At 45.9% G+C, this 24,548-nt stretch carries 21 protein-coding genes; 11 read left to right on the forward strand and 10 right to left on the reverse strand.

Annotation, left to right across the window (positions count from 1 at the left end; genetic code table 11):
- Positions 1 to 13 precede the first annotated feature (13 nt).
- The gene (locus tag Q4Q52_RS02275; protein ID WP_107950353.1) at positions 14 to 1,177 is read right to left on the reverse strand and encodes an MFS transporter; all 1,164 of its coding nucleotides are present in this window, start codon (positions 1,175 to 1,177) and stop codon (positions 14 to 16) included.
- Positions 1,178 to 2,104: 927 nt separating this feature from the next.
- On the opposite strand from Q4Q52_RS02275, the gene Q4Q52_RS02280 reads away from it, so the two are divergent.
- Entirely contained in the window at positions 2,105 to 3,505 is a 1,401-nt protein-coding gene (locus Q4Q52_RS02280; protein ID WP_311989738.1) for a DASS family sodium-coupled anion symporter, read from the forward strand.
- A gap of 81 nt (positions 3,506 to 3,586) precedes the next feature.
- Here the strand turns inward: Q4Q52_RS02280 and trxC are convergent, their stop codons facing one another.
- Positions 3,587 to 4,009: a thioredoxin TrxC gene (gene trxC, locus Q4Q52_RS02285; RefSeq protein ID WP_311900878.1), complete on the reverse strand. Its 423-nt coding sequence runs from the start codon at positions 4,007 to 4,009 to the stop codon at positions 3,587 to 3,589.
- A 239-nt stretch (positions 4,010 to 4,248) separates the two neighbouring features.
- Between trxC and Q4Q52_RS02290 the strand changes: the two genes are divergently transcribed.
- A complete protein-coding gene (locus Q4Q52_RS02290) occupies positions 4,249 to 4,584 on the forward strand; it encodes an FKBP-type peptidyl-prolyl cis-trans isomerase (protein WP_011845636.1) in 336 nt (111 codons plus the stop codon).
- Positions 4,585 to 4,725: 141 nt separating this feature from the next.
- On the forward strand, positions 4,726 to 5,709 hold the full coding sequence (locus Q4Q52_RS02295; protein ID WP_063884210.1) for a sensor domain-containing diguanylate cyclase: 984 nt from the start codon (positions 4,726 to 4,728) through the stop codon (positions 5,707 to 5,709).
- Positions 5,710 to 5,736: 27 nt separating this feature from the next.
- Here the strand turns inward: Q4Q52_RS02295 and Q4Q52_RS02300 are convergent, their stop codons facing one another.
- The 5 genes from Q4Q52_RS02300 to Q4Q52_RS02320 all read right to left on the reverse strand — a co-directional run bounded on the left by Q4Q52_RS02300 (position 5,737) and on the right by Q4Q52_RS02320 (position 11,636).
- Positions 5,737 to 6,162 carry a DUF1850 domain-containing protein gene (locus tag Q4Q52_RS02300; protein ID WP_063884211.1) on the reverse strand — a complete coding sequence of 142 codons (426 nt, stop codon included), beginning with the start codon at positions 6,160 to 6,162 and terminating at the stop codon, positions 5,737 to 5,739.
- A 42-nt stretch (positions 6,163 to 6,204) separates the two neighbouring features.
- Positions 6,205 to 8,238, reverse strand: a complete 2,034-nt coding sequence (locus Q4Q52_RS02305) for a TRAP transporter permease (RefSeq protein ID WP_311989443.1) — start codon at positions 8,236 to 8,238, stop codon at positions 6,205 to 6,207.
- A gap of 202 nt (positions 8,239 to 8,440) precedes the next feature.
- Positions 8,441 to 9,397, reverse strand: coding sequence for a TAXI family TRAP transporter solute-binding subunit (locus Q4Q52_RS02310; protein WP_006079923.1), 957 nt, complete (start codon positions 9,395 to 9,397; stop codon positions 8,441 to 8,443).
- 280 nt (positions 9,398 to 9,677) lie between these two features.
- Positions 9,678 to 9,800 (reverse strand): hypothetical protein, encoded by a 123-nt coding sequence (locus tag Q4Q52_RS02315; RefSeq protein WP_006079924.1) that lies wholly within the window; start codon positions 9,798 to 9,800, stop codon positions 9,678 to 9,680.
- A 327-nt stretch (positions 9,801 to 10,127) separates the two neighbouring features.
- Positions 10,128 to 11,636 carry a helicase HerA-like domain-containing protein gene (locus Q4Q52_RS02320; protein ID WP_311989739.1) on the reverse strand — a complete coding sequence of 503 codons (1,509 nt, stop codon included), beginning with the start codon at positions 11,634 to 11,636 and terminating at the stop codon, positions 10,128 to 10,130.
- Positions 11,637 to 11,853: 217 nt separating this feature from the next.
- Between Q4Q52_RS02320 and Q4Q52_RS02325 the strand changes: the two genes are divergently transcribed.
- The 4 genes from Q4Q52_RS02325 (at position 11,854) to Q4Q52_RS02340 (ending at position 14,018) form a co-directional block, all read left to right on the forward strand.
- Positions 11,854 to 12,090 carry a hypothetical protein gene (locus Q4Q52_RS02325; RefSeq protein WP_311989740.1) on the forward strand — a complete coding sequence of 79 codons (237 nt, stop codon included), beginning with the start codon at positions 11,854 to 11,856 and terminating at the stop codon, positions 12,088 to 12,090.
- An 11-nt stretch (positions 12,091 to 12,101) separates the two neighbouring features.
- Positions 12,102 to 12,527, forward strand: coding sequence for a hypothetical protein (locus tag Q4Q52_RS02330; protein WP_006084327.1), 426 nt, complete (start codon positions 12,102 to 12,104; stop codon positions 12,525 to 12,527).
- A 126-nt stretch (positions 12,528 to 12,653) separates the two neighbouring features.
- Complete coding sequence (locus Q4Q52_RS02335; RefSeq protein WP_063884214.1) at positions 12,654 to 13,532, forward strand: neutral zinc metallopeptidase; 879 nt, start codon at positions 12,654 to 12,656, stop codon at positions 13,530 to 13,532.
- A gap of 51 nt (positions 13,533 to 13,583) precedes the next feature.
- Positions 13,584 to 14,018, forward strand: coding sequence for an NUDIX domain-containing protein (locus Q4Q52_RS02340; RefSeq protein ID WP_311989741.1), 435 nt, complete (start codon positions 13,584 to 13,586; stop codon positions 14,016 to 14,018).
- Positions 14,019 to 14,043: 25 nt separating this feature from the next.
- On the opposite strand, the gene Q4Q52_RS02345 is transcribed toward Q4Q52_RS02340, so the two are convergent.
- The 3 genes from Q4Q52_RS02345 to Q4Q52_RS02355 form a co-directional block, all read right to left on the reverse strand.
- Complete coding sequence (locus tag Q4Q52_RS02345; protein ID WP_311989742.1) at positions 14,044 to 15,243, reverse strand: SAM-dependent methyltransferase; 1,200 nt, start codon at positions 15,241 to 15,243, stop codon at positions 14,044 to 14,046.
- 322 nt (positions 15,244 to 15,565) lie between these two features.
- Entirely contained in the window at positions 15,566 to 17,542 is a 1,977-nt protein-coding gene (locus Q4Q52_RS02350; RefSeq protein WP_311989743.1) for a hypothetical protein, read from the reverse strand.
- Positions 17,543 to 17,796: 254 nt separating this feature from the next.
- The gene (locus tag Q4Q52_RS02355; protein WP_311989744.1) at positions 17,797 to 18,747 is read right to left on the reverse strand and encodes a response regulator; all 951 of its coding nucleotides are present in this window, start codon (positions 18,745 to 18,747) and stop codon (positions 17,797 to 17,799) included.
- 1,342 nt (positions 18,748 to 20,089) lie between these two features.
- Here Q4Q52_RS02355 and Q4Q52_RS02360 point away from each other — a divergent pair.
- The 4 genes from Q4Q52_RS02360 (at position 20,090) to uvrD (ending at position 24,448) form a co-directional block, all read left to right on the forward strand.
- Positions 20,090 to 20,779, forward strand: coding sequence for a hypothetical protein (locus tag Q4Q52_RS02360; RefSeq protein WP_311989745.1), 690 nt, complete (start codon positions 20,090 to 20,092; stop codon positions 20,777 to 20,779).
- A gap of 109 nt (positions 20,780 to 20,888) precedes the next feature.
- A complete protein-coding gene (locus Q4Q52_RS02365; protein ID WP_311989746.1) occupies positions 20,889 to 21,209 on the forward strand; it encodes a hypothetical protein in 321 nt (106 codons plus the stop codon).
- Positions 21,210 to 21,302: 93 nt separating this feature from the next.
- On the forward strand, positions 21,303 to 21,662 hold the full coding sequence (locus tag Q4Q52_RS02370) for a hypothetical protein (protein WP_311989747.1): 360 nt from the start codon (positions 21,303 to 21,305) through the stop codon (positions 21,660 to 21,662).
- Positions 21,663 to 22,279: 617 nt separating this feature from the next.
- Positions 22,280 to 24,448, forward strand: a complete 2,169-nt coding sequence (uvrD, locus tag Q4Q52_RS02375) for a DNA helicase II (protein WP_006084318.1) — start codon at positions 22,280 to 22,282, stop codon at positions 24,446 to 24,448.
- Positions 24,449 to 24,548: the final 100 nt, after the last annotated feature.

Raw genomic sequence — 24,548 nt, forward strand, 5'->3', positions numbered from 1 at the left:
TAACGGCTCAGGGCTAAGCCTTCGCTGTGGGTAGACGGGCTTTGCTTCGGGCGAGTAAGTGCGCGCTTAGATAGCAAACCGTGACTAAAAAGCTTGCTGCTAAGTAGAGCGGTAAGCCATGTTCTACATCATCAAAACGACTGGCGGCAACCGGACCAATAACCGAACCCACAGAATAACTGAGCAACATAATCTGAGTGGCGGAGACGATTTGGCTGCTGGGTAAATGATCGCACGCCAGACTGATGGCGATGGGATAAAGAGCAAAGGCGCAGGCACCGAGTAACACAAAACCTAACCATAATCCCACAAGCGATGTTTGTATCAGTAACAACAGCGCCGCCGCACCCACTAAGCAAAAGGCTGTCATCAACACACTCTTTTCAACACGCGGGGATAAATAGCTCACTAAGGGTTGAACTATCATGCCGCCCATAATGATCAGCGCCATAAATTGCCCCGTCTGCTGGGCAAAACCCATGTCCCGCGACACATAAACAGGCAATAAACCGTAGATGGGACCGAGTAATAATCCTGAGACTAAACAGCCGACAATGGCAGGTTTACTTAAGGTTTTAAGGTCGGAAAGGGCAATAGCGTGTTGTTCACTGGACTGCGGTTGGCCGCGTTTAACTAACAGTGCGGGCAAGCTGGCCGCTGCCAACAAACCTATTACTACCAAGTAGGGTAAATTACCCGTGGTGCCTAAATAATCTACGGCAAGTTGCCCAATGGCAGTGCCACCGTAGAGGGCGGTCATATATAAGCCTAAGCGTTTTGCCCGTTGTTTTTGGGTGTCGGCCATAAGTAACCAAGACTCGACCACCACAAAAATCCCTGCAACAGCCAAGCCTGCAATCAGGCGTGATACTAGCCAAACACTGCTCTGTGGCAGTAATACCATTACCACAACGCTGCACAGTAAGATATTTAAGAACAAAATAAAGGCCTTACTGTGACCTATGCGGCTGACAATCGGTGCAATACAAGGTGCACCTAGTAATAAGCCAAGGTAGAAAATACTCGCCAGCCAAGGCGCAAGATCAAGGCTCAAATCAAAGTAAGTGAGCGAGAGTGGGATCAAACTCATCAAGTAGCCTGACGCTAAAGCAAATAGACTGAGTCCTGCCACAGGCACAAACAGCCCTGGCTTTTGATTGGGTTGAGCTGACAGCATATTTTCCACAAGCGGTACCAAAATAGGTAAAAAATGAACAGGAGACGAGAATACGGGCGCGACTCTAGGTTGGATTGCTCGCGGGGTAAAGTGAGTTAGATTGACTGAGATGGTGAATAATATTTGTGTTTATTATTCATAGGGATATTGAGTTGTAAATGTTATTTATTTGAGTAGGATTCTAGGGTTGTTTTCGGCTTTGATGGTTTGAAACATTTTTAATTTCTACACAGTTTTGCATCAAATAAATGATGGAACCACTAGGAGACGTTATCGAGCACTTGCTGGAGTTAAGTGGCAAGCGCCTGCACAAATTCTACAGGGAAGCTAATCAGATGTCCTTTCGCATTATCAGATAAATTTAAAAGGTTAAATCGTTTTTCCATCACCATGCCATTTAAGTTTTTAAGTATGTAAACCAACATTTTAAATGCGAAAAATGAAAGTTCTTCGTGAAATATAAAACTGAGTTGATGCCAGCTGCAATTTTGTCATTGGGATGTTCGTTTACGTATCACTTTAAGTTGCAGTCACCTTGAGGGGGCAAAGAGTGGTAAATACACTCATGGGTGTTTTATAGGCAAAAACTGTGGTTACAGGATTGAATTAGCGTTAACCACTTTATTTAAGGTTAAATTCAGTGTTTGTCACTTAGTATTAAAGTGAAACCTGATCCACGTCACAGTTTTAAACACTTATTCAATTACAGCTTTATCAAGCTTTTGCGTGATTTTTGCTCGTTTGAAAGTTTTGCACATGGCTTTAGATCAGAAATGGGTGATTTTTATCTCACTTAAGGTTTTTCTGGGCTTTTAGTCGGCAGAATGTGTGGTTGCTAAGTGGCAAAATTACAAAATAAACCGCTTTGCCAAGTGTGATCTATGCCCTAAATTTGCGTCAAAATAAAATGGTATTAAGGTTGTAACCATGTCATCAACAGATTCAAGCACTGTTCCACCTCAAAAAGCGCCCGTCAGCGAGGGGCTCGATAAAAAGAAAATGCTGATCCTAGCGGCGGATATTGTATTGTTATTCGCACTCTATTACGGCTTACCCTTCGAACAAGGGGTGAACACGGGTCTGGCGATTCTGGTTTTCGCTGGCATTCTTTGGTTGACCGAAGCGATCCACATTAGTATCACCGCGATCCTCGTGCCTATACTCGCGGTATTCTTTGGGGTGTTTGAAACCAAGGAAGCTATGAGTAGCTTTGCAAATCCTATCATCTATTTATTCTTCGGCGGCTTCGTACTGGCTGCGGCCTTACACCATCAAAAGATTGATACCTTAATCGCACAAAAGTTGTTGTTAGCCTCTAAGGGCAAACTCAGTATCGCTTGCTTTATGCTGTTCGGGGTAACGGCACTGCTCTCAATGTGGATCAGCAATACCGCCACCACGGCGATGATGTTGCCATTGGCTCTCGGGATTTTGCAGCAACTAGACCGCGAAAAATACCACAGCACGTATGTGTTTTTACTGCTCGGGATTGCCTATTCGGCCAACATCGGTGGTATCGGTACTTTAGTGGGCAGTCCACCGAATGCGATTGCTGCGGCGCAAGTTGGCTTGAGTTTTAGTGATTGGCTCAAGTTTGGTATTCCGACCGTTATCCTCATGTTGCCGTTAATGTTGATTGCCTTGTATTGGTATTTTAAGCCGGATCTTTCAGCCAAGTTCGATGTGCAAGTTGAAGCGCAGCAGCTGACGTTCCAAGGTAAATTCACCCTGCTTATCTTCCTCGCGACAGTATGTTGCTGGATTTTCAGTGTGCCATTAGCCAAAGCATTAGGTGGCATTACTCAGTTCGATACCATAGTGGCGTTAGGCGCGGTTGTTTTGCTCGCGGGCTTAGGGTTAGTTGGATGGAAGAAGATTGAATCGACCACAGATTGGGGTGTGCTGATATTGTTTGGCGGCGGTTTAACGCTAAGCGCAGTGTTGAAAACCACAGGTACTAGTGTGTTTTTAGCCCACTGGATGACAGATATTTTCGGCAGTACGCACATGTCGTTGTTTGTCTTTGCTGTGATTGCCTTTGTGGTGATGCTGACCGAGTTTGCCAGTAACACCGCCAGCGCCGCACTGTTAGTGCCTGTATTTGCTGCAATTGCCGAGGCATTAGGCGTATCGCCTGTGATGTTATCTGTGCTGATTGGTATTGCCGCATCCTGCGCCTTTATGCTGCCAGTGGCGACGCCGCCCAATGCGATCGTTTATGGTTCTGGCCATATCAAGCAATCGGAAATGGTGCGAGTAGGTATGATCATCAACTTTATCAGCATGATAGTGCTAGGCATTATCGCCCATGTTTTTTGGGATATCTGATGCTAGTAGATTGAGAACCACGTAAAACAAAATACCCAGCGAGTCTGGGTATTTTTATGGGCGCGAAATAGTTATCTGCGATTAACTATGGCTTTTTAACCATTGATTTAAGGCTGACTGAGGTAAAGCGCCCGCTTGCTGCGCGAGTATTTTCCCTTGCTTAAAAATCATAAGAGTGGGAATCGAGCGAATATTAAATTGCGCCGCAAGGGCTTGCTGTTCTTCAGTATTGATTTTGCCGAAGCGAAATTGCGGCTCCCACGTCTTAGCTGCCGCGGAAAATACCGGGGCAAAACTTTTACAGGGGCCACACCAGCTGGCCCAAAAATCAACGACTAGGGGAAGCTCTGATTTATTGGCATGGTTGGCAAAGTTTGCGCTAGTGAGTTCAATCGGCGCAGTCGTAAAGACACTGAGCTTACATTTACCGCAAGTAGGTTGCTGGTTTACACGCTCATCGGGAACGCGGTTTAACGTATCGCAATGGGGGCAGGCAATAATCATGGCAAAGCTCCAAAATAAAACGTCTATACGGCTAATATATTGGGCTAACGGACGGTTATTTAAAGGCTGAGTGATGATTATCTCGCCCATGGTGACCTTATTCTCAAGAATAAAGCAGTGAACCGAGCCGCAGAAATGTGGCAATAGCGCCGACAAGCGTGGTCGTCGGTGATAAAATCCTGCGCAAAGTTGAATATCGCGCAATTTATTAAGTGCGAACAAGAAAAGAGAGTGAAGAAATGACTGAGTTAGAAGTAATCGATCTGCAAGTGGGCGAAGGAAAAGAAGCGGTAAAAGGCGCGCTGATCACCACCCAATACCGTGGTTTTTTGCAGGATGGCACCCAATTCGATTCATCCTATGATCGCGGTCAGGCATTTCAATGTGTTATTGGCACTGGCCGTGTGATTAAAGGCTGGGACCAAGGCATTATGGGGATGAAAGTCGGTGGCAAACGTAAGTTATTAGTGCCAGCTCATTTAGCCTATGGCGAGCGCCAAGTCGGTGCGCATATTAAACCAAATTCTGATCTCACCTTTGAAATCGAATTGCTTGAAGTGCTGACGCGCGACTAAGCGTGGCATGATAGCGATAGTCTGTGTAAGCTCGATTGAGCCAGCATGATTTTGGCTCATCTTGCACTCCTCGCTATCTTGCTTCGGCATTGAGTGTTTTACACTGGACAAGATTTCCCGCTTTAATGAAAGAGATTTTTCGTGGCATCGGATACGGCAGCAGAACACATCAAGCAACTTCAGGCTGAAATTGCTCAGCTCAAACGTGAAAACGCTCAGTTAACGGCGTTGAATCGTCGTGCCGAAGAAAAACTGTTTGCCGCCCTCGATGGCAATGGCTTGTGCCTGTGGGAACAGCATATTCCAAGCGGGAATTTAACGATATTCAATATGCGCTGGGGCGAAATGCTCGGTTTTAGTCCTGAAGAATTAGCCGCCCACGTTGATATCTGGAAAAGTAAGTTACACCCAGAAGATAAAGCATGGGTGATAAAAGCCTTTGAAGATCATGTCAGTGGCAAGTCCGATTACTATCAGGCAGTACACAGAATGCTGCATAAAGATGGCAGCGTCACTTGGGTGTCTGACCGTGGGCGCATTGTTGAACGTTTTGCCGATGGCACGCCGCTGCGGATGATGGGCAGTCATATCGATATCACCCAAGAAAAACGCTACGAACTGGATTTGGCACTGTTAGCGCACAGCGATCCCCTCACCAACTTAATGAATCGCCAAGCCATAGCCAAAGCGTTCGATGAGTGTTTGCAACCTGAGATGCGCGGCGCATTATTCTTTATCGATCTGGATGGTTTTAAAGCCTTAAATGACCGTCACGGCCATAAGTTTGGCGACAATTTATTGGTGCATGTAGCGCATACATTAGTGTCTCACTCGGGTGAGTTAGCGAAGATCGCTCGGCTAGGTGGCGATGAGTTTGTGATCATACTGCCGTCCTCCGATATTGAATCTTTAGCTATGCTCGCACAGTCTTTGCTCGATGTTTATCGACAGGGCTTTTTGCTTGAAGGTTGTGACGTGGAGATAGGCCTGAGTATCGGTATCGATATATTTAGCTATGGTGATAGTTTTGCCAAAAGCTGCGATCGCGCGGATGCTGCTATGTATCGCGTGAAACACCAAGGTAAAAATGGCTATCGCTTTTACCAGCAAGCTGATGATTGCTAACCCTTAACCCGCCCGTCATTTACTCGCTTAGCGAACATCAATAGGCGCGACATTTGCCTGTTCACAACCCCACACCTCAACGGCGGCATCTTGCTTGTTCGGCTGACCAATCCAATGACTCATGGCTTGGCATTGCACCTTGCCAGAAGCCTGCGCAAAACAAAGTTCAAAATCTCCCGCCTCGGGTGTACGGCCTAAACGTAATTTAGGCAGAGTGGGTAGCTTAGGCCGATAATGCCAGCTGCCATTTTTAAGATAGGCATCATCTGGGATTTCCATGCCTGCCCCCGTGCCTTTTACTCGCGCTTCGACTAGCACTAAGCCTTGAGGCGTGACGTGATAGTCTTCCTCCCAGCGGATTTTCTCTATGGTGTGGTTCCATGCCAAGGTGAAGTGCTCTGTGGGCACTTGCGCCCACAGGGTACCTGCTAGGCCTAAACATAGGCCTAGCATAGCTTTACCTTAGACTTATTAACGACTGACAATCCCAAGGGTTTATCCTTGCTCTGCCAGACGTTTGAGTTTGCGCGCGCGCCAACTGTGCTGCACGATAAACAACAGCGCGAGTCCAAAGCCGATTTCATCGCTCAATGGCGTCGCAAGGATCAAACTTGCCCCCGCAAGGAAGCCGATAACGCGTTCCCACCAATAGAGTTTTTGTAGTAGATATCCGGTAAAGATCACGCCCCAAATACCAATACCGACCGTTGCCTTCAGCACCACAAAGCCCGTCTCTAATAAGCTATCACCTTGGAGCATCAAGGCTGGATCGTAAACCGCCATAAAGGGGATCACAAAACCGGCAATGGCAATACGAATCGCCCAGAGACTGATCTTAAGTCCGGATTCCTTCGCAATCGGCGCTGCGGCAAAGCAGGCCAAGGCAACGGGCGGGGTGAGATCGGCCATGATGCCGAAATAGAACACAAACATATGCGAGACGATAAGCGGTACGCCTAAGTCGAGCAATGCGGGTGCGGCTATTGAGCTGGTAATAATGTAGTTAGGAATCGTCGGGATCCCCATGCCGAGCACTAGGCAAGTGATCATAGTCAACACGAGTGACAAGAACAGGTTATCTTGGCCAACGGCGAGAATGTAGCTCGCGAAGGTTGAAGCAATCCCTGTGAGTGACACTATGCCGATAATCACGCCCACTAAGGCGCAGGCAATACCCACAGGCACAGCATGACGCGCGCCTTCAACCAGCGCGTGTAAGCAAACTGTGAGGGTTTCTTTGCCGCCCTTAATAAACCAACAAATGGCGACTAGCAGGGCGATAACCCCAAACACGACTCCGATCCCGAGTTGGAAGAAGCCAGCACATAACACCCCAAGGGCAATCCAAAAGGCAATCCGCATCGCCATTGAAGACAACCGCAGGACGATGGCTGAGCCTAAGATCACTATCGAGGTGAGGGCTAACCCTACCATGCCAGAGAACAGCGGCGTTCTGCCCGAAAACAGCAAGTAGACCAAAATAAACAAGGGGATAAGGAGATACCAGCGTTCTTTAATCGCCGCCCAAGGATCGGGACATTGATCTTTGGGCAGGCCACAAAGATTGGCGCGTTTGGCCTCTAAGTGCACCATCCAGAATACTGAGCAGAAATAAAGAAGCGCGGGGATCAATGCCGCTTTGGCGATCTCGATAAAGGGCACGTTAATGGTTTCGGCCATGATAAAGGCCACGGCGCCCATGATAGGCGGCATGATCTGGCTGCCCATACTCGATGTCGCTTCCACGCCACCGGCGAAGGCGGAGCGATAGCCAAATCGCTTCATCAATGGAATGGTAAATTGCCCTGTGGTGACGACGTTCGCCACTCCTGAGCCCGTAATCGTTCCCATCAGCGCCGATGAGACCACAGCGACTTTAGCAGGGCCGCCGAGCTTGTGGCCGAACAATCCCATGGCAAAGTCGGTAAACAAACGGATCATCCCGGCTTGTTCTAAAAAGGAGCCGAAAAGAATAAACAGGAAAATATACGTCGCCGACACATAGGTTGGTGTGCCGTACAAGCCTTCGGTGCCGAAGGCTAATTGGTTGATAATTTGATCGAAGCCATAGCCGCGGTGCATCAAATCGCCTGGTAGGTATTGACCCAATAAGCCATAGGCCAAAAAGATGCCACAGATAATCGGTAGTGCCCAGCCCATGACTCGGCGCGCCGCTTCAAATACCAATACGATCAAAGTGATACCTATCACCATGTCCGCATCGGTCAGCTCGCCAGAACGTTGAATTAAGTCGGCTTCGAAATACCACTGATAAGCCGCCGTTGCCATGCCTGCTAAACCGAGTAGCCAAGCGAGCGGTTGCCAAGGTTGTGATTTACCTCTGGCGGGATAACTCAAAAACACCACGAGCAGCAAAAAGCCAATATGGGTGGCGCGCAGCACTTGCGTCGACACGGGATGAAAAGCGGCAGTGATGATTTGAAAAATAGAAAAAATTAAGGCGGTATAGAATAGCGCCTTGGGCCAATCGCCAGTATTAGCGCTGAGACCTTGTTGGGGATCACTCATATTATGCCTCACAGCATTAGACTACAGAGGGCGATATATACCCAAGCTACCTCAATATACGAGTTTCAGATCCGCTTCAATTCAAGGCGCATCAATGATTGAATTCTACCGTTTGAGGCTGTTTGGATATAAAAAGATGCCGTTATTCAACGGCATCTCGATCGCTTAGTTTGGAATTAGGGTGCACAGATATCAGCAAAACTTAGAGTGCGCCTACTTCTTTGTAATAACGTTCTGCACCTGGATGTAGCGGTATCGGCAGATTTTTCGTCGCTTTCTCTAGGCTAATAGATTTAGCGGCTGAGTGCGCGTTACCGAGACGATCTAAGTGCTCGAACATGATCTTAGTCATTTGATAGGCTAAATCGTCCGACACGCCGCTTTGCGTTACCAGCAGGTTTTGAATGGCAACAGTAGAAACGTCAGTGGTTTGGCCTTCATAGGTCGATGCTGGGATCACGCCATGTTGATAGGCAGGGTTGTTAATCTTAGCAATCACATCCTCTGGAATTTCAACAAAGTTGATTGCCATAGTCGCCGCTAAATCGCGGATGGCTGCCATACCGAGACCAGACGATTGCAAGGTCGCGTCTAACTGACGATTTTTGATGAGTTCAACGGATTCGGCATAGGGCAAAAACTCGACTTTACCCATATCTTCGTAGCTTAAACCCGCTGCCTTAAAAATTGATCTGGCATTGAGTTCGGTACCCGATTTAGGTGCGCCGACAGAGATACGTTTCCCTTTTAAATCGGCCAAGGTTTTAATGCCAGACTCTTTATTGGCAACAATTTGAATGTAGTTAGGGTAAGCAGAGGCGAGCACACGGATTTTATCCAGTGGCGTTTTAAAGCCCGCATCAATATCACCTTGGTAAGCGGCTGCGACTGAGTCACCTAGCGCGAGCGCTAATTCGCCACGACCCGCTTGCAGTAGATTGAGGTTTTCTACCGAGGCTTTCGTCGCTTGAACTGAGGTTTTAGAACCTTCGATTCCAGTGCCATAGAGTTGCGATAGGGCTACACCAATAGGGTAATACACGCCACTGGTGCCACCCGTGAGTATGTTAATAAAAGCGGGTGCGGCGGCCATAGCGGCGGCACTGAGTGTGAGTGTCACGGCGGCGCCGACGGCGACAAAACGTTTTTTGATTTTCATTGTGAAATATCCTTATTTTTTATAATGTTATGTAGGGTCTTTCGAGCTTGGAATACCTTAGCCTGCTGAATATAACTACATAAAACCTGAAAAAGGTCAATTAGGCTATAGTCGATAGCTGCTACTTTTGCATCATAAAACGAAGATTTGAGGCGGTTTTGCGGCGGCGCTATCGTGGGGCTTAACGAGGTCGGTTTAAGGAAAAATGCACAATAAAAAGGGCTAACCTGAGTTAACCCTATTTGTGTTATTTGAGGATGAACCTTTGAATAACAAGACACTATTTAGTGTTATCTAAGAAACCTTTAGTGGCATTTTTCGCGTGTTTTGCTGCTTTCTTTTCTTTAGCAGACAACAGCGGTTGTTTCTTCGATTCTTTACGGTTTTTTTGCTCTTTACTCATATAAAACTCCATGTACTCTTTGGTTATTCATCAGGCTAATCATGCAAGCCGTACTTAATTGAACCTGTTCCATGATGTCCTGATTGAAGCGAAATTTTTATCTCGAATTACAACATTTTAAAATTACAAATATTTAAAATCATTGATAATTATCTGTGAATTGATTTGCCTCAATGAGCGATTACAGCAAAATAATCTTATCACCGAATTCCGTACCATGATCCATCGATCACTTAGAATAATTAACGCTAATGCTAGCGTTAACCTGTATAAGAAATATGCGATCTATCACACAGCTTTCGAATATGTGATCTAATTATGGATTGCCTAGCGTCGGCTCGATTTACCTAACATCCCGCCTAATATGCCGCGCAAAATTTGTTTGCCTAATTGGCTGCCGACAGTGCGTGCCGCTTGCTTGGACAAGGTCTCAGCTAAACCTTGGCGGCGTTTATTACCAAAAATAAGTTCACTGAACCAACCTTGTTCTTCGGCTTTTTGACCCGTTTGGCCATCATTTGCTGCATCACTTGCTGTGGATGTGGGGTTGCTGGTGGCAGCGCCACTACGTCTTTGGTTAAGGCGTTCGTAGGCCGATTCACGGTTGATGGCATGATCGTATTTACCACCAATCGGGCTTTGGGCACGGACTTGTTGTAACTCCTCATTCGTGGCGGGTCCCATGCGGCAACGCGGCGGTGCGATGAGTGCGCGCTCGACCATAGTCGGCACGCCCTTGTCGGCCAGCATAGACACTAAAGCCTCGCCTACGCCGAGCTGGGAAATAACCTCACTGACAACCAGTTTGGGGTTAGGCACAAAGGTTTCGGCGGCGGTTTTGACCGCCTTTTGATCCCTTGGCGTGTAAGCTCGCAGGGCATGTTGAATGCGATTACCCAATTGTCCGAGAATTTCACTCGGCACATCATCAGGAAATTGCGAGCAAAAATAAACGCCTACGCCTTTTGAGCGAATAAGGCGCATGATCTGTTCGACGCGTTTTAATAAACTCGGTGGACAACCTTCAAAGAGTAAATGTGCTTCATCGATAAAGAACACGAGTTTAGGTTTTTCGGGATCGCCGACTTCGGGCAAATTCTCAAATAATTCTGACAGTAGCCAGAGTAAAAAACTTGAATATAAACGTGGCGTTAAAATCAGCTTATTCGCCGCTAACAAATTGATGATGCCGCGCCCCTGTAAATTGGTGCGCATAAGATCGTCAAGCTGCAACGCGGGTTCGCCAAAAAAGTCTTTGCCGCCATCGCGCTCAAGTCCTAGCACTGAGCGCTGAATCGCTGCGAGGGATTGGGCGCTGATTAAACCATATTTGGCGGAGATTTCTTTGCGTTCCTCGGCAACTAAGGCCAGCATGGCCCGCAGATCATCTAAGTCGAGCAGTAATAACCCTTGGTCGTCCGCCAGTTGAAACACTATGTCTAAGATGCCACTTTGGGTGTCATTTAATTCTAAAATTCGACTGAGTAAGGTTGGGCCCATTTCGCTGATGGTGGTACGCAGTGGATGGCCTTGAACGCCCGCTAAATCCCATAACACCACAGGGTTAGCCTCGTTGTGATAATCCTCTATGCCAATTTGCGCCGCCCTTTGTAACAGCTTTTCACTTGGCGTCCCCGCCATCGCAAGACCCGAGATATCGCCTTTAACATCTGTGATGAACACTGGTACGCCTTGGCGTGAGAAACCTTCGGCTAGGCTCATTAGCGACACGGTTTTGCCTGTTCCTGTGGCGCCGGCAATTAATCCATGGCGATTGGCATACTTAAGATTTAAGTGAACCTGCTGATCACCTTTCCCAATCAATAGAGTATTCAAGGTCATTCCTTATATTAACTTTAGCGCCTGTACATGGATTGCAGCTCCATATTTAAGTCGCTGTAGCGCGTCGTTTAACAGTATGAAAATCCACCATTGAGTGTTGGCCTTGGTATTATTTCTGTCAATGTTAGTGTTATACAGCAAAGAGCAAGCTTGTTAATGTCATTGTGCTTAAACGTGTCATTATTGTTGTACTAATTAGAGCGCTTTAAAGATGAAAATATTATTGATTATGTTAGCCTTATTATCTTCACTGTTGATGTCTGGCTGCGCCGAATTAGCATGTTCTGCCAGAACTGATGTCGATCCCTATGAGCCTATGCGAGATAAACTGCGCTGTGTTGCCGAGGCGGATAAAAATCTCGACGAGTACCAAAAGGCAAAAGCAGCGGAAGAAAAACAACGGCTGAAAACGGCCATAGAGCAAGCCACTCAAAAATCGTTAATTTAGAAAGGATATCTATGAAAGGTGCGGGCGGAACACAGGGCGGGACAGGACAATTTTTTATGGGTCTGGCCATGATGTGTGGCGGATTTTATTTATTGTTCAATGCAATACAAGTGAGCTCTAGCTTTGGGCTGGGCTATGGTTTATATCGAGTGAATGCCTTTGGGCAAGGCATGTCGATTACCACAGGCATGGTGATGCTACCGTTTATTATCGGCATTGTGATGGTGTTTTTTGACGCTAAGAGTAAGTTAGCTTGGCTGCTGAGTTTAGGTTCGCTAACGGCCTTGATTGTGGGGGTTATTAGCTCGATTCAATTCCACTTTAAATCTATGTCGGCCTTTGAACTTATCGTGATCCTCGTTTTGGCTTTTGGTGGTTTAGGATTGTTTTTACGCTCACTGAAAGATGCGCCCACAAGCGATACACAAGCGAAATAACCACTAGACTCTTAACCACTAGGCGCTAGAGTGCAAATACGAAATAGAGCTGTGCATCTAAGCGGCTCAAATAGCGATGTAACGAACGGTTTAACGAAAGTTTTAACTACTGAGTGAAGGAATGCGATGCGCTGGCGTGACACTGACAGAAGCTCCAATATCGAAGACAGACGCGGCCAGCAAATGGCATCAGCGGGCGTGCCGAGTGCTTTGTTACTCAGGTTCTTGCCCTTTTTACTGAGAACTAAACTTGGCCGTGTGGTGTTGCTCATCGGCGGCATTTATTTCGCTTTTCAGTATTTTACTGGTGGCCTGTCACTCGACCCGAGCACTCAAGCTAATCTTAGCCAATCCCAATCTAGCTCAACGACCGCGGTACAGGATGAAAATGCCCAGTTTGTGGCGGCCATTTTAGGCACCACAGAAACCGTTTGGGGCCAGTTACTCAAGGGACAATATCGAGAGCCTAAGTTAGTGCTTTATCGCAATATGACCTCCACTGGCTGCGGTATGGGACAGGCGCAGTCTGGGCCTTTCTATTGCCCCGCCGATAGCAAGGTATATATCGATCTCAGCTTTCTTGATGAGCTTAAAACCTTAGGCGCGCCCGGCGATTTTGCCTTTGCCTATGTGATTGCCCACGAAGTAGGCCACCATGTGCAAAATCTACTGGGCACTAGCACTAAGGTGCGTCAAGCACAGCAATCTGGCAGTAAAGTGCAGGCGAATCAATTGAGTGTTGCACTCGAATTACAGGCAGATTGTTACGCGGGGATTTGGGGGCATTATGCCAATCAACAACTTAATTTACTTGAAGCGGGCGATTTAGCGGAAGGTATTGCCGCCGCCAGTGCTGTGGGTGACGATCGTCTGCAACAGATGGCGGGTCGCGCCGTACAGCCCGATGCTTTTACCCACGGCAGTTCGGCGCAGCGGGTGAAATGGTTTAAGACAGGGTTTGATTCGGGTAATCTCGCCAGTTGTAATACCTTTGCGGCGAAGTGATTTTGTTTGATATCTCAAATACGTACCGAACATAAATGCAAGGATAACTGAGTGGCCTTTAACGATACCTTTAGACTGAGCAGCCACGCGGTTATCACTAATGCGCAGGGACAAGTGCTGTTGCTTAAGGCCAATTACGGTAACTTTGCTTGGGGCTTGCCCGGCGGCGCACTCGAGCCTGGTGAGACGATTCACGAGGCCTTAGTACGCGAATGCCAAGAGGAATTAGGCTTAAGTGTGCAGGTTAACTATTTGAGCGGCGTGTATTATCACAGCGCCTATCAATCCCAAGCCTTTATTTTTCGTTGTGAACTGCTATTGCCTGATGGGCCTGAGGTGGCAGAAGGTGAGTCATTGCCGATCCACTTAAGCCACGAACATTCAGAGTTTGCCTTCCACGATATCGACACCCTTAGCGCGGTTCAGCAGCAAAGAATTAAAGATTGCCTCAATTTCAACGGGGTTGTCATGAGCGCAAAGTTTTAATGCTTTGCCAGTAAACCGCCGGCCGTTAATCGGCTTGGGTTTGCGCGAGTAAGGTTTCTAAGCAATGTTCCTTTATCCCGTAATAGGCTTTAATGTCAGCAATTTGCGCGAGGATTACGGCGCTGTCTTTCTGATTCTGTTGTGGCTTTTTAACGGCCAAAATCATCTTATTTTTATTGGTATGTTCTAGGCTGATAAATTCAAACACCTTAGTCGCATAACCGTTGGCTTCCAAAAATAGCGCACGTAATGAATCCGTCACCATTTCAGCCTGTTGGCCCATGTGCACTCCATATTGCAGCATAGGTTTGAACAATTCTGGGCTGTGCATCTGCGGCCGAATTTGTTTATGGCAGCAAGGCGAACACATGATGATGTCGGCATTGGCGCGAATGCCATAATGAATCGCATAGTCAGTGGCGATATCGCAGGCGTGCAGCGCGATCATCACATCGGTTTGCTTAGGCGCATGGGTTCTCACATCGCCGCAGACAAACGACAAGCCTTGATGATCTAGCGTTGCCGCTGTTTCATTACATAAATCGGCCAAGGCTTGGCGCAATTCTACCCCAGTCACCTGCGCATCATTGTGTAGGCTATGGCGCAGGTAATCATGGATTGCAAAGGTGAGATAGCCTTTGCCTGAACCAAAATCGACCACATTGATTGGTTGGTCATTCTTGTGGGGTGAGGCTTCGAGTGCTTGACTGAAAACCTCAATAAATTTATTGATTTGTTTCCATTTACGCGACATCGCAGGGATAAGATTATGTTGGCTGTCCGTCACCCCTAGCTTGGTCAGGAAGGGCCGTTCGATATCCACAAAACGTTTTTTCTCACGGTCATGTTCTAACGGCGCAGCGACGGTTTGTTTAACGTTATGTGTGCTGATTTGGACTTTGCCTTTTTTGCTGATCTCAAGCTGAACTTCTGCCTCTGCCGTAGCTAAGTGGGCACTCTTAAAATCGCTACCGAGTAACAGTTTTATGCTGGCTAAGCCTTCGTCATAACTCAGGTTTTTAGTGATGTGATTCGTCTGGTGTTGATACACAAACGACAGCATAGGCTCATTTTGCAAACTAATCGGCCGAATCGTAATGCGCTGCAGGCTTTTATCTGCCCCTCGGTACTTACTCAACAATAGTTTGATCAGACTATTCTTCGCCAAGCTGTCAGCCAAAAGCTGGTAAAAATCATCAAAAGAATTAAGCGCTGAATGGGACATTATTGTTTCCGAAAAAGTAACCAAGAAAAACAGGGTGAGTATTCTAACCGCGATCCGCCGCTACCTAAAGTTATTCTCATTGAAAGGAGGGTTTGGGTCTAAAGCATTGCCCATGTCTGGCTATGTTATTGCCCCCACATCTTCAAGCTAAATACTAAGCCGTAAAGGATAAAGGCGCTTTGGATAGTGAACCAAGGCGCTCCCGTATCGCGATTGCCCGTTTTTGCGAAAGTAAGCGATTAAACAACAGGTGAGATAAAGCTAAAAAAAGCGTCGGACTGCTTGCACTTGCACAGTCCGACAAAGTGGAAGATCTATTTCGTTAAGGTTGAGTTGGTGTTAGCTCTACTTGCCAAAGGGAAAGGTTATTGGCGGTGTCAGTGATGCTGACTAATGCCCTTTGATTCCCTTGACAGGATTTGCCGAGCAGAGGGCTAATGGTCATAGTTTGGGTGTTGCTGTAACTAAAGGTTGCTGTACCTGCGGTTGTTACTGAAAAATTGGTGTTGATTTGAGTATTACTAGTCACCTCAGTTAAGTTCACATCACCTATGGTGTCGCCAATATCATTCTCTGCAAGATTTCGAACCAACATAGTGTAACGCGCGCCGCAACGATTATTACCGAAACTCGTTATACAGCGGTTCTCTGTGTCGCTCGCATATTCCAAATCAAATTGCAGTGGCTTATTGACTATGTCAGCGCTAATAAAGCCTGAAATATCTCGTACTGAGGTAATTCTCCCAAGACTCGTACCCGCAGCAGAGCTAGGTTTATCAACGAGTTCTGAGACAAAGCCACCAATATAATCGAGTGAGAAAGTACCGCCCTCTGCACCATTTTGAACTGCGATCATTTCTCCCCAAGCGGTGATTTTGATTGATGAGAATAGATAGTCATCTGGTGAATCAGTACTGTAGAGTCCATTAGGTCCATCAGATTCGACTGTGGCGGTAAATTTGTAGCCGCTAGCATCTTTGATATAACGACCAAACTCGCCAGACTGCGCCTGTGGTGATTTACCTTCGTAGCTATCTGTATTCGCTGTATGGGCAATCACATAGTTTTGATTGGGCAGGAAGGTGACAAAACTGTCATTATCAGCTTCAGTATCAAGTACGTGCCAAGTACCAATCAGCGGATCGTTTTTATCTTCGATACGTGTGAGGGTAATGTCTCCTTCAGTATTGTCGATAAAACTCACCGTCAGTTTATCTAAATTCACGGTCGCGTTATTGACTGTGCTTCCTTCGTCATAAAACCCTCCTGAACCATCAGATTGCGCAATGATGCTGACACTAAAGCTGCCTGTTTGTGAATCCCAGGTGTAATGACCATATTCCACCGATGCAGCGCTTTGACCACCGTCACTTTCATGCTCGTGGATCATGATGTAGCTAGAATGGTCTTTAAATGTCAGCACTGTCCGTTGGCCATCACCTTCGGTGAATAACCAGCTGCCTAAAAGTAAGTTACGATTTGAACTGTCAAAGTGTGTTAATGCTTGAGTCTCGCTGATTAACGTTAAGCCTGAGTTCTTGGTCGTAAAGGCTGCATTGATGTTGGCATCGAAATCAGCACTAGTGATATCGAGTACGGTATCGGCTAACAGTTCGTGGCTTGTAGCCTTCACTTGAATCCCATTTTCAACATCACAATCCTTATCTAAGGTTTGTAATAGCTGCAGGATATTAACTTTGGTGACTTGGTTACCTGCGGCAATTTCTGTGGGTGTGATCAAGATTGCTGCCGCCGTTGCAGGAAACATTATCGCACCCACGGAGAAGGTGACATGCTCACCTTTAAGGTATTGATATTCACCGATATCACTCGTGATTCCTGCTTCTTTGGTTTCGATTTGGTAGTTAATGCCCGCGACTGGGCTGTCCCTCAGTATTCCGGTTAGCTCAGCATTGGGGTTATCTTCGCAAGTGACTAAAGTGGCGACCGCTGTCGTCGCATTTAAGGTGCCACTGCCATTAGTTACGCTGCAAGTTTGTGCCGCAGGTTGAGTGTTAACAGTAATCGCAAAGCTAATGCCTTCGTCTTGCATGGTGGGAAATGTAAAGGCCTTATCTGTGCCATCACTTTGAATCGACAGTGTTTCTACTGCTTGACCATTTTTTTGTAATTCGAGCTTAACTGTGTCAGAAAGCCCTTTCACATTGCCTTTGATAGCAAGCTGTGGAGTCGGGGGCGGTGTCGGTGTCACTTCATCGTCGTCATTGTCGTCACCACCACAGGCAGTCAGTATTAGTCCTGCGAGTAGCGGAATAGCAAGGAGGTAGGTCGGCTTCATTATATCAATTCCTTTTATGAAACTTAGGTAGACGTATTGAGTTACGGAGCTAAATCCACAGGCGCTTTCATTGCTTTACTGCGGTTTATGCTGAGCAATCGATATACCGAAGGCATAGAACAGTTATCGATAGAAAAGGTATATAACGGCTATCTTAAATCTGTCTTTGAAATCTATTGATTAAATTTGAATGTTATAATTATCAATTAGTTACTCTATAGCTTTAGATGATGACTAATCTGCTGAGTGCAGGGCTAGTGTGGGGACGACTCTAAATCAAAGGAGTCAATAAGTGGGGTCAAGTGTTGATATAAATCTTCTGCTTCGACGGCAATGTCATTAGCGCCATGATCGCGGGCTTTTTGCCTTAACGCTTCAGAGGGCATAATGGTATATAAGTAAATGGGGGTTGGTATGCCAAGTTCCCTGATCATCCGTGTCATTTTTAGGCCCGCCAAAGGATCGGCTTCCCGTCCCATATCGGTAATAATGGCATCGTAGCGATAGAGACCTAGTAGCGTGAGGGCATCTTGGGTTGTTTGTGTGGTGTACACCCCAATCTGTCGTTCTTCGAGGTATTGCCGTTCAGTTTGATTATTCTCAGGATGGTCATCCACCCAAAGGATCCTTGCTTTGACATTATTGGGTTCTGCTAACACTAAGGGATTGGCACGCTGAGTTTGCTGGTGGCTTGCTACTGCAAGTGTTATCGCAACGGACGCGATAAATAGCCACAGATAACGCAAGTTAACCCGTTTGTAGCTTGGCTGGGTTTGATTTGGGCTTTGCTGCTGACCACTATCAGATTGCTGTGTTTTACTGGGGTCGAGATTGACTGTCGGGGTGTCGGTATTCTGCGGCGCTGCGGGTTGTACTTCATCGTTTTGTGAACTGAGTATGGCGGCAATATCGTGGGATAAGCGGTAACCTCTGCCGTGTAATGTTTGGATTATCGGAATATCCAATCCTGCTGAAGTGAACAATTTACGGGTATCTGAAATTAACCTAGCTACCGACCAGCTACTCACGACAGTATTAGGCCAAATTTTTTCGAGTAAAAATGCTTGGTCACAGTGTGCCGGATAGGCTTCAATCAAGAGACTAATAAGTAGGATAACGCGTTCATCACAGTTAATGCGTTCACTATTACAGTGCAGAGTGCGGTTTTGAACATCCAGCATAAACGTTCGAAAAGTGTAATGCATTCATGTCCTTTTGCGTTTCTAAGTCTAAGTCAGCTTAGCGTTGTTCTGAATGTTAATTATTTGTTAGGTCCTAATTCAAGCGAAACTTAGCTGTTTAGTCAACTTGATTTGTGCTCATGGGGTGGGGAAAGCTCGAATAAAAATCTGGCTACCCAGCTTAATTTCGCGAGCTCAACCGCATTTTGACGGTCTGAAACCGCACCTAATTTGTTCTTTAGGTAGCAAAATTTAACAGTGGGTGTCTTGATAAACTGCTATTTGTATTTTTTAATAAAAATCAACGTCGTGGGGCTTCACCCCCTGATTTTTAATCAAGAGTCGACCAAGGAGGACTGCTCGTCCTATCCTCCTTCCTATTTATAACCACTCAGCCATGACGCTCCCAACGGAGTTGAAAGCCCCTTGGGCAATTAGCGCCCTTATGCTATCGCGTCAGACGCTCGTCACTGATTCGACAGACGCTATCTCGGCATCTGATAGGCAGGATGCCTGAATGTCGTAAAGTGCATGGATGCACTAGAACGACCATGCCGAGACTCACGCGCTCTTTATTAAATCAAGAGCTCTATTCGCTCTGCGGCAACTCCGAGGGGATGCGTATTCCGTCGATTTTTGAGTTGTCTGATTGGTCAATTAAAGCATTAAAGAGTTGTGGATGTCTTGTTTCACCCTCTGTTTCACTCTTCGTCCCCGCTAACGCAAAATTTAACAATTGCTGTCTCGATAAACTCTCTTGAGCTATCAGCTATTCATCCAGATGAGTTTTTATGTGATATGTTCGAGTTAAATCCAAGTGCTTGTATCAAAGCGGCTCAACAGCAAAGACGTAGCTTAAAAAATCCGCCAATGAATGCCTCTGATTTTTTAAACTGCTTACAAATACAAAGGTTACCTGTTTTTGTTTCGAAGTTGAGACCATTTGAACTAATGCTTTAAATAGTGCCCATGAATCAGCCTTCTCAAGTCTGGTTCCCGAGGCTAAAAATCCGTTTTATTGGTTTTTGGCTAGCGCATTGTCATGTCACAAACTTGTTTGCTGAATGCTTATGTGAATCGATAAATGCTGGGTTGGAACGATGTAAATCAACATCATGAATCCGCCAAAATGAGCCAGAAAGAATGATAAAGCTGAAACAATATCAAGCTATTACCCACAAAATTGTCTAAAAACAGCTACCCCAAAAAAGCAAATTCCTATAGCATCATTGATACCAATTAATATGGCCGTGGCAGCGGCCATATTTAAGATTTAGTAAACAAGCGATTTATGCCCTGCAAATAGCGCAGCGCATAAGTACTAAGACGTTAAGCCTACTGAACATGATATCTCAGGAGTGATTAAGTGTTTTTAATGAAACCAACTTTAAAAGACTGGTATGAAAGTTACCTTTCACCCGAGTTTGAGTTAATGAAAAGCTATATAGAAGGAATTGAAGAACAAGTTGCTCTTAATATACAGAAATTTAAAGATAACCAGCAAATTTACGAAGTAGATGATTACCCAGAAGAAGGGTATGTACATGCTGTTACCGTATATCAGGGCTTAGATGATGAAATGTGGGGTATTCATAAAGTTTTTAGTGAGTACTTCCCCAATATGCAACGTAAATCGGCACTACTCACACTCACTGGAATGTTTGAGCATGAGTTAGATCAGTTATGTGAAAGCTACGTCAAAGAGCATGAAGTAACAGTAGGACTGAATGATATTGCAGGCAAAGGACTTGAACGCTCAACAAAGTACTTAGAAAAAGTTTGTGGCTTCAACGTATATAAAACTAGTGACGAGTGGAAAAATATTAAGGGTATACAAGTGCTAAGAAATGCTATTGTTCATCAAAATGGCAAAACTAATGATGGAAATGGTAGAAAGATCAAGGCTATCCAATCTCATATAGAACAGGTTAAATTTATTCATGATGATGGGAAAGAGGTGGTAATTGGGAAAGAGTACTTGAATTATGTGCTAAAAAGCTATGACGATTATATTCAACTATTAGACAAATCGATAAAGCAGTCATACGAAAAGTAGGCTAACATGCGTATTAAAAATGATGTCAAACGCTTGGTAGGGCTCATTCTTTGCTAATTTTAGCCAGCATTACCCGCATATTAGGCGGGCTTTATAAATCATGGAATGTATGGATATCGAATTTATAAAATGGTTAGTCACTGGGGGACTTGGAGGGGCTGTAATATCGTTCCTTCTAAAGTCTTGGTTTGAAAGTAGGCTAAAAAATAGCATAAAACATGAATATGATTCTAAGTTACTAGAGCTGAAAAACACGTTGGATAAAGACAGTGCTGCTTTAGCTGTTATTCAAAATCACTACCGCACAACTAATGCTGCGGGTCATGATAAGGTATTAAACTCCATAAGCTACTTATGGAATGGCATGGTTGAACTAAGAAAAATTAAGCCGTCTATATTAACTATTTCTGACCTGTTAGTTGAAAGTTAATTCGGCGAAGATTTTGGGAGTGACCAGAATGAAAATATTATTGATATCACAGAAAATGATATTAATAATTTATTTTCAGGAAAACTTGAAGCAGTGAATGAGCATAGGCTTTTTGCTGGAGAGCTTATTTATTCTTACTTTTATTCTTATCAACGTATAATCGGAAGAGTTTCAATCGTGATTAAAAAAGGGAGAGTGAATAAAAACGTTCCACTTTGGTGGGAAGATGATATTTGCAAAAGCGTAATTTCAGCTGTTTGTAACGAAAATGAAAAAGAAGCGTTTAATCAACTAAAATTTCAGAGAATTAACTGGTTACTCAATCACATCGAAAAAAAGTTTCTAAGTGCTGCAAACCAAATAATTTCAGGTGAAAGTAGCATTGATAAAGCATTCGAACAATCCGCTCGTATTATGCAAAAGTATTCTAATGAAGAGTTACGTGGGAAATGATTTATAACAGAAAAGACAGGATAGACATGTTTTTCACTGTAGTAACTGTGTCGGTTATTTTTGGAATCCAAGCTTCAATAGATATGTTTACAGAGATCGCTGCCTCTTTTTGGGTATCGCAATGCACCTTGATTTAGTTATCAAAGCGGGAACAAAGATAAGGTGAGTCGCTTTTTCGCCTTCTATCTTTGCTGGCTAGCAGAGATCCGCAAAGGTTAATAGGATTAAGCACTGTCATGGAAGTGACCGTTGACGGCATGGATGCCGTCGTCGAGCCTTCAGGGATGAGTTAATGGCGTGTCACTGGAATGACAGTGCGTAATCGTTGAAACAGCATGATGAACACCCTCTCTATGAGTCATTAATACAGCCTTGTATTTGTTCAATTCCTACCCTAAAAACAAAGATCTGTTACCGAAACGCTGGATTCCCGCCCACAAGCATTGCGGGAATGGCAGTGCTTAATCAATGTCGTCATTACAACACCAGTGCAAAGCAAGATGCGGCAACTTGTCATTCGTCCTGTGGTTCTCGTCTTATGGCTCTCGTCTTGTGGATCAGGCGCGCAGGCGGGTTTTCTTCTGTTATAATGCCTCCTCGATTTTTTGGAGGCGAGAATGGACGTATCTTCTTTACTAGACGGCCTGAATGATAAGCAGCGCGAGGCTGTCGCGGCACCGCAATCTAGCATGTTAGTGTTGGCGGGCGCGGGCAGTGGTAAAACTCGGGTGTTGACCCACCGCATTGCGTGGCTGATGCAGGTTGAACAGCAGAGTCCTTACTCGATTCTTGCGGTGACATTTACCAATAAAGCTGCGGCTGAGATGCGCGAGCGAGTTGAAAAAGTCGCTGGCACCAATATGGGCCGCATGTGGATTGGCACGTTCCACGGCTTGGCGCATCGCTTGTTACGCACTCACTTCCAAGATGCGGGTTTACCGCAAAGCTTCCAAATCCTCGATTCTGACGATCAAGTGCGCTTGATCAAACGTATTCTTAAAAGCTTGAATTTGGATGAGAAACAATATCCTCCACGCCAAGCTCAGGGTTATATCAATGGTAAAAAAGACCAAGGATTACGCCCTAAACATATCGATGCGGGCGGTTTTCCACTTGAGCAAAATCTGTTAAAAATCTATCAGGTTTATCAAGAGTCTTGCGACCGCGCTGGTTTAGTCGATTTTGCCGAAATCCTATTACGTGCCCATGAGTTATGGCTCAATAAGCCGCACTTGTTGGCTCATTATCAAGACAGATTCAAGCATATTTTGGTGGACGAGTTCCAAGATACCAACGCGATCCAATATGCGTGGATCCGCGTGCTTGCCGGTCAAACCGCCAATGTGATGATAGTCGGTGATGACGACCAATCGATTTACGGTTGGCGCGGTGCTCAGGTTGAAAACCTACATAGATTCTTAAAAGATTTCCCGACGGCGACCACGATTCGCCTCGAGCAAAACTATCGCTCGAAGGGCAATATTCTTAAAGCGTCCAACGCCTTAATCGCCAATAACCCAGAACGTATGGGCAAAGAGTTGTGGACGGATGAAGCCGATGGCGATCCGATTTCGCTCTATTGCGCCTTTAATGAAATGGACGAGGCGCGCTTTATAGTCGGCCGGATTAATGATTGGCACGAAAAGGGCGGCAACCTCAGCGATTGTGCGATTTTATATCGTTCTAACGCTCAGTCGCGGGTATTGGAAGAAGCCTTATTACACAAAGGCTTAGCCTATCGAATCTACGGTGGCTTACGCTTCTTCGAACGCCAAGAAATTAAAGATGCCATGGGTTACCTGCGGCTGATTAATAACAAAGACGACGATGCGGCATTCGAGCGTGTGGTGAATACGCCGCCCCGTGGCATTGGCGATCGCACTTTAGATATTTTGCGCTCCACCGCGCGCCAGCATGAGTTAACCCTGTGGCAGGCGAGTGTGCGTTTGCTCGACGAGAAAGTGCTCGCGGGCCGCGCAGCAAATTCTGTGCGTGGTTTCATGGACTTAATCATGACGATGCGTGAAGACACCCAAGATATGGTGCTGTATCGCATGGCCGATACTGTGATCCAAGCTTCGGGTCTTAAGGCCATGTATGAAGCCGAAAAGGGCGAAAAAGCCCACGCTAGAATCGAAAACTTAGAAGAATTAGTCACGGCGGCACGTACCTTCGAAATGCCAGAAGAGCTGGAGGACATGGGCGAACTTAACGGTTTCCTGTCCCACGCGGCGCTCGAAGCGGGCGAAGGCCAAGCCGATGCCTTTACCGATGCGGTGCAGCTAATGACGCTGCATTCTGCCAAAGGGCTAGAGTTCACTATGGTGTTCATGGCGGGTGTCGAAGAAGGGATCTTCCCGAGTAAAATGGCGCTCGAAGAGGGCGATAGACTCGATGAAGAACGCCGTCTCTGCTATGTGGGCATGACCCGCGCCATGGAAAAACTCTACATTACCTATGCGGAATCACGGCGCATTTATGGCCGCGAAGATTACGCTCGGCCATCGCGTTTTATCAAAGAGATCCCGCCGCAATATGTGGATGAAATCCGCCTCAAGGCGCAGGTTTCAACCCCGATGGCGAATAATCGTTTTAGCACCCAAAAGTCGGCTGCCACAAACGATACAGGCTTTAACGTCGGCCAACGAGTCAATCACCCTAAATTTGGTGAAGGCAAAGTGACCAACTTTGAGGGCAGCGGTGCTCAAGGGCGCGTGCAAGTCAGCTTTACCGACTTTGGCAGCAAGTGGTTAGTCGTGGCTTACGCTCGTTTAGAAGCGCTGTGATGACTGACATCATCGCGATAAATGTCAGCTTTTTGTGACACGCTTTTAGGGGATGAATTCGCATCGGGAGAAGCATGGGTATATGATGCTAAGCCTGAAA

The sequence above is a fragment of the Shewanella sp. SP1S2-4 genome (assembly GCF_031932075.1).
Classification (GTDB): Bacteria; Pseudomonadota; Gammaproteobacteria; order Enterobacterales; family Shewanellaceae; genus Shewanella; species Shewanella baltica.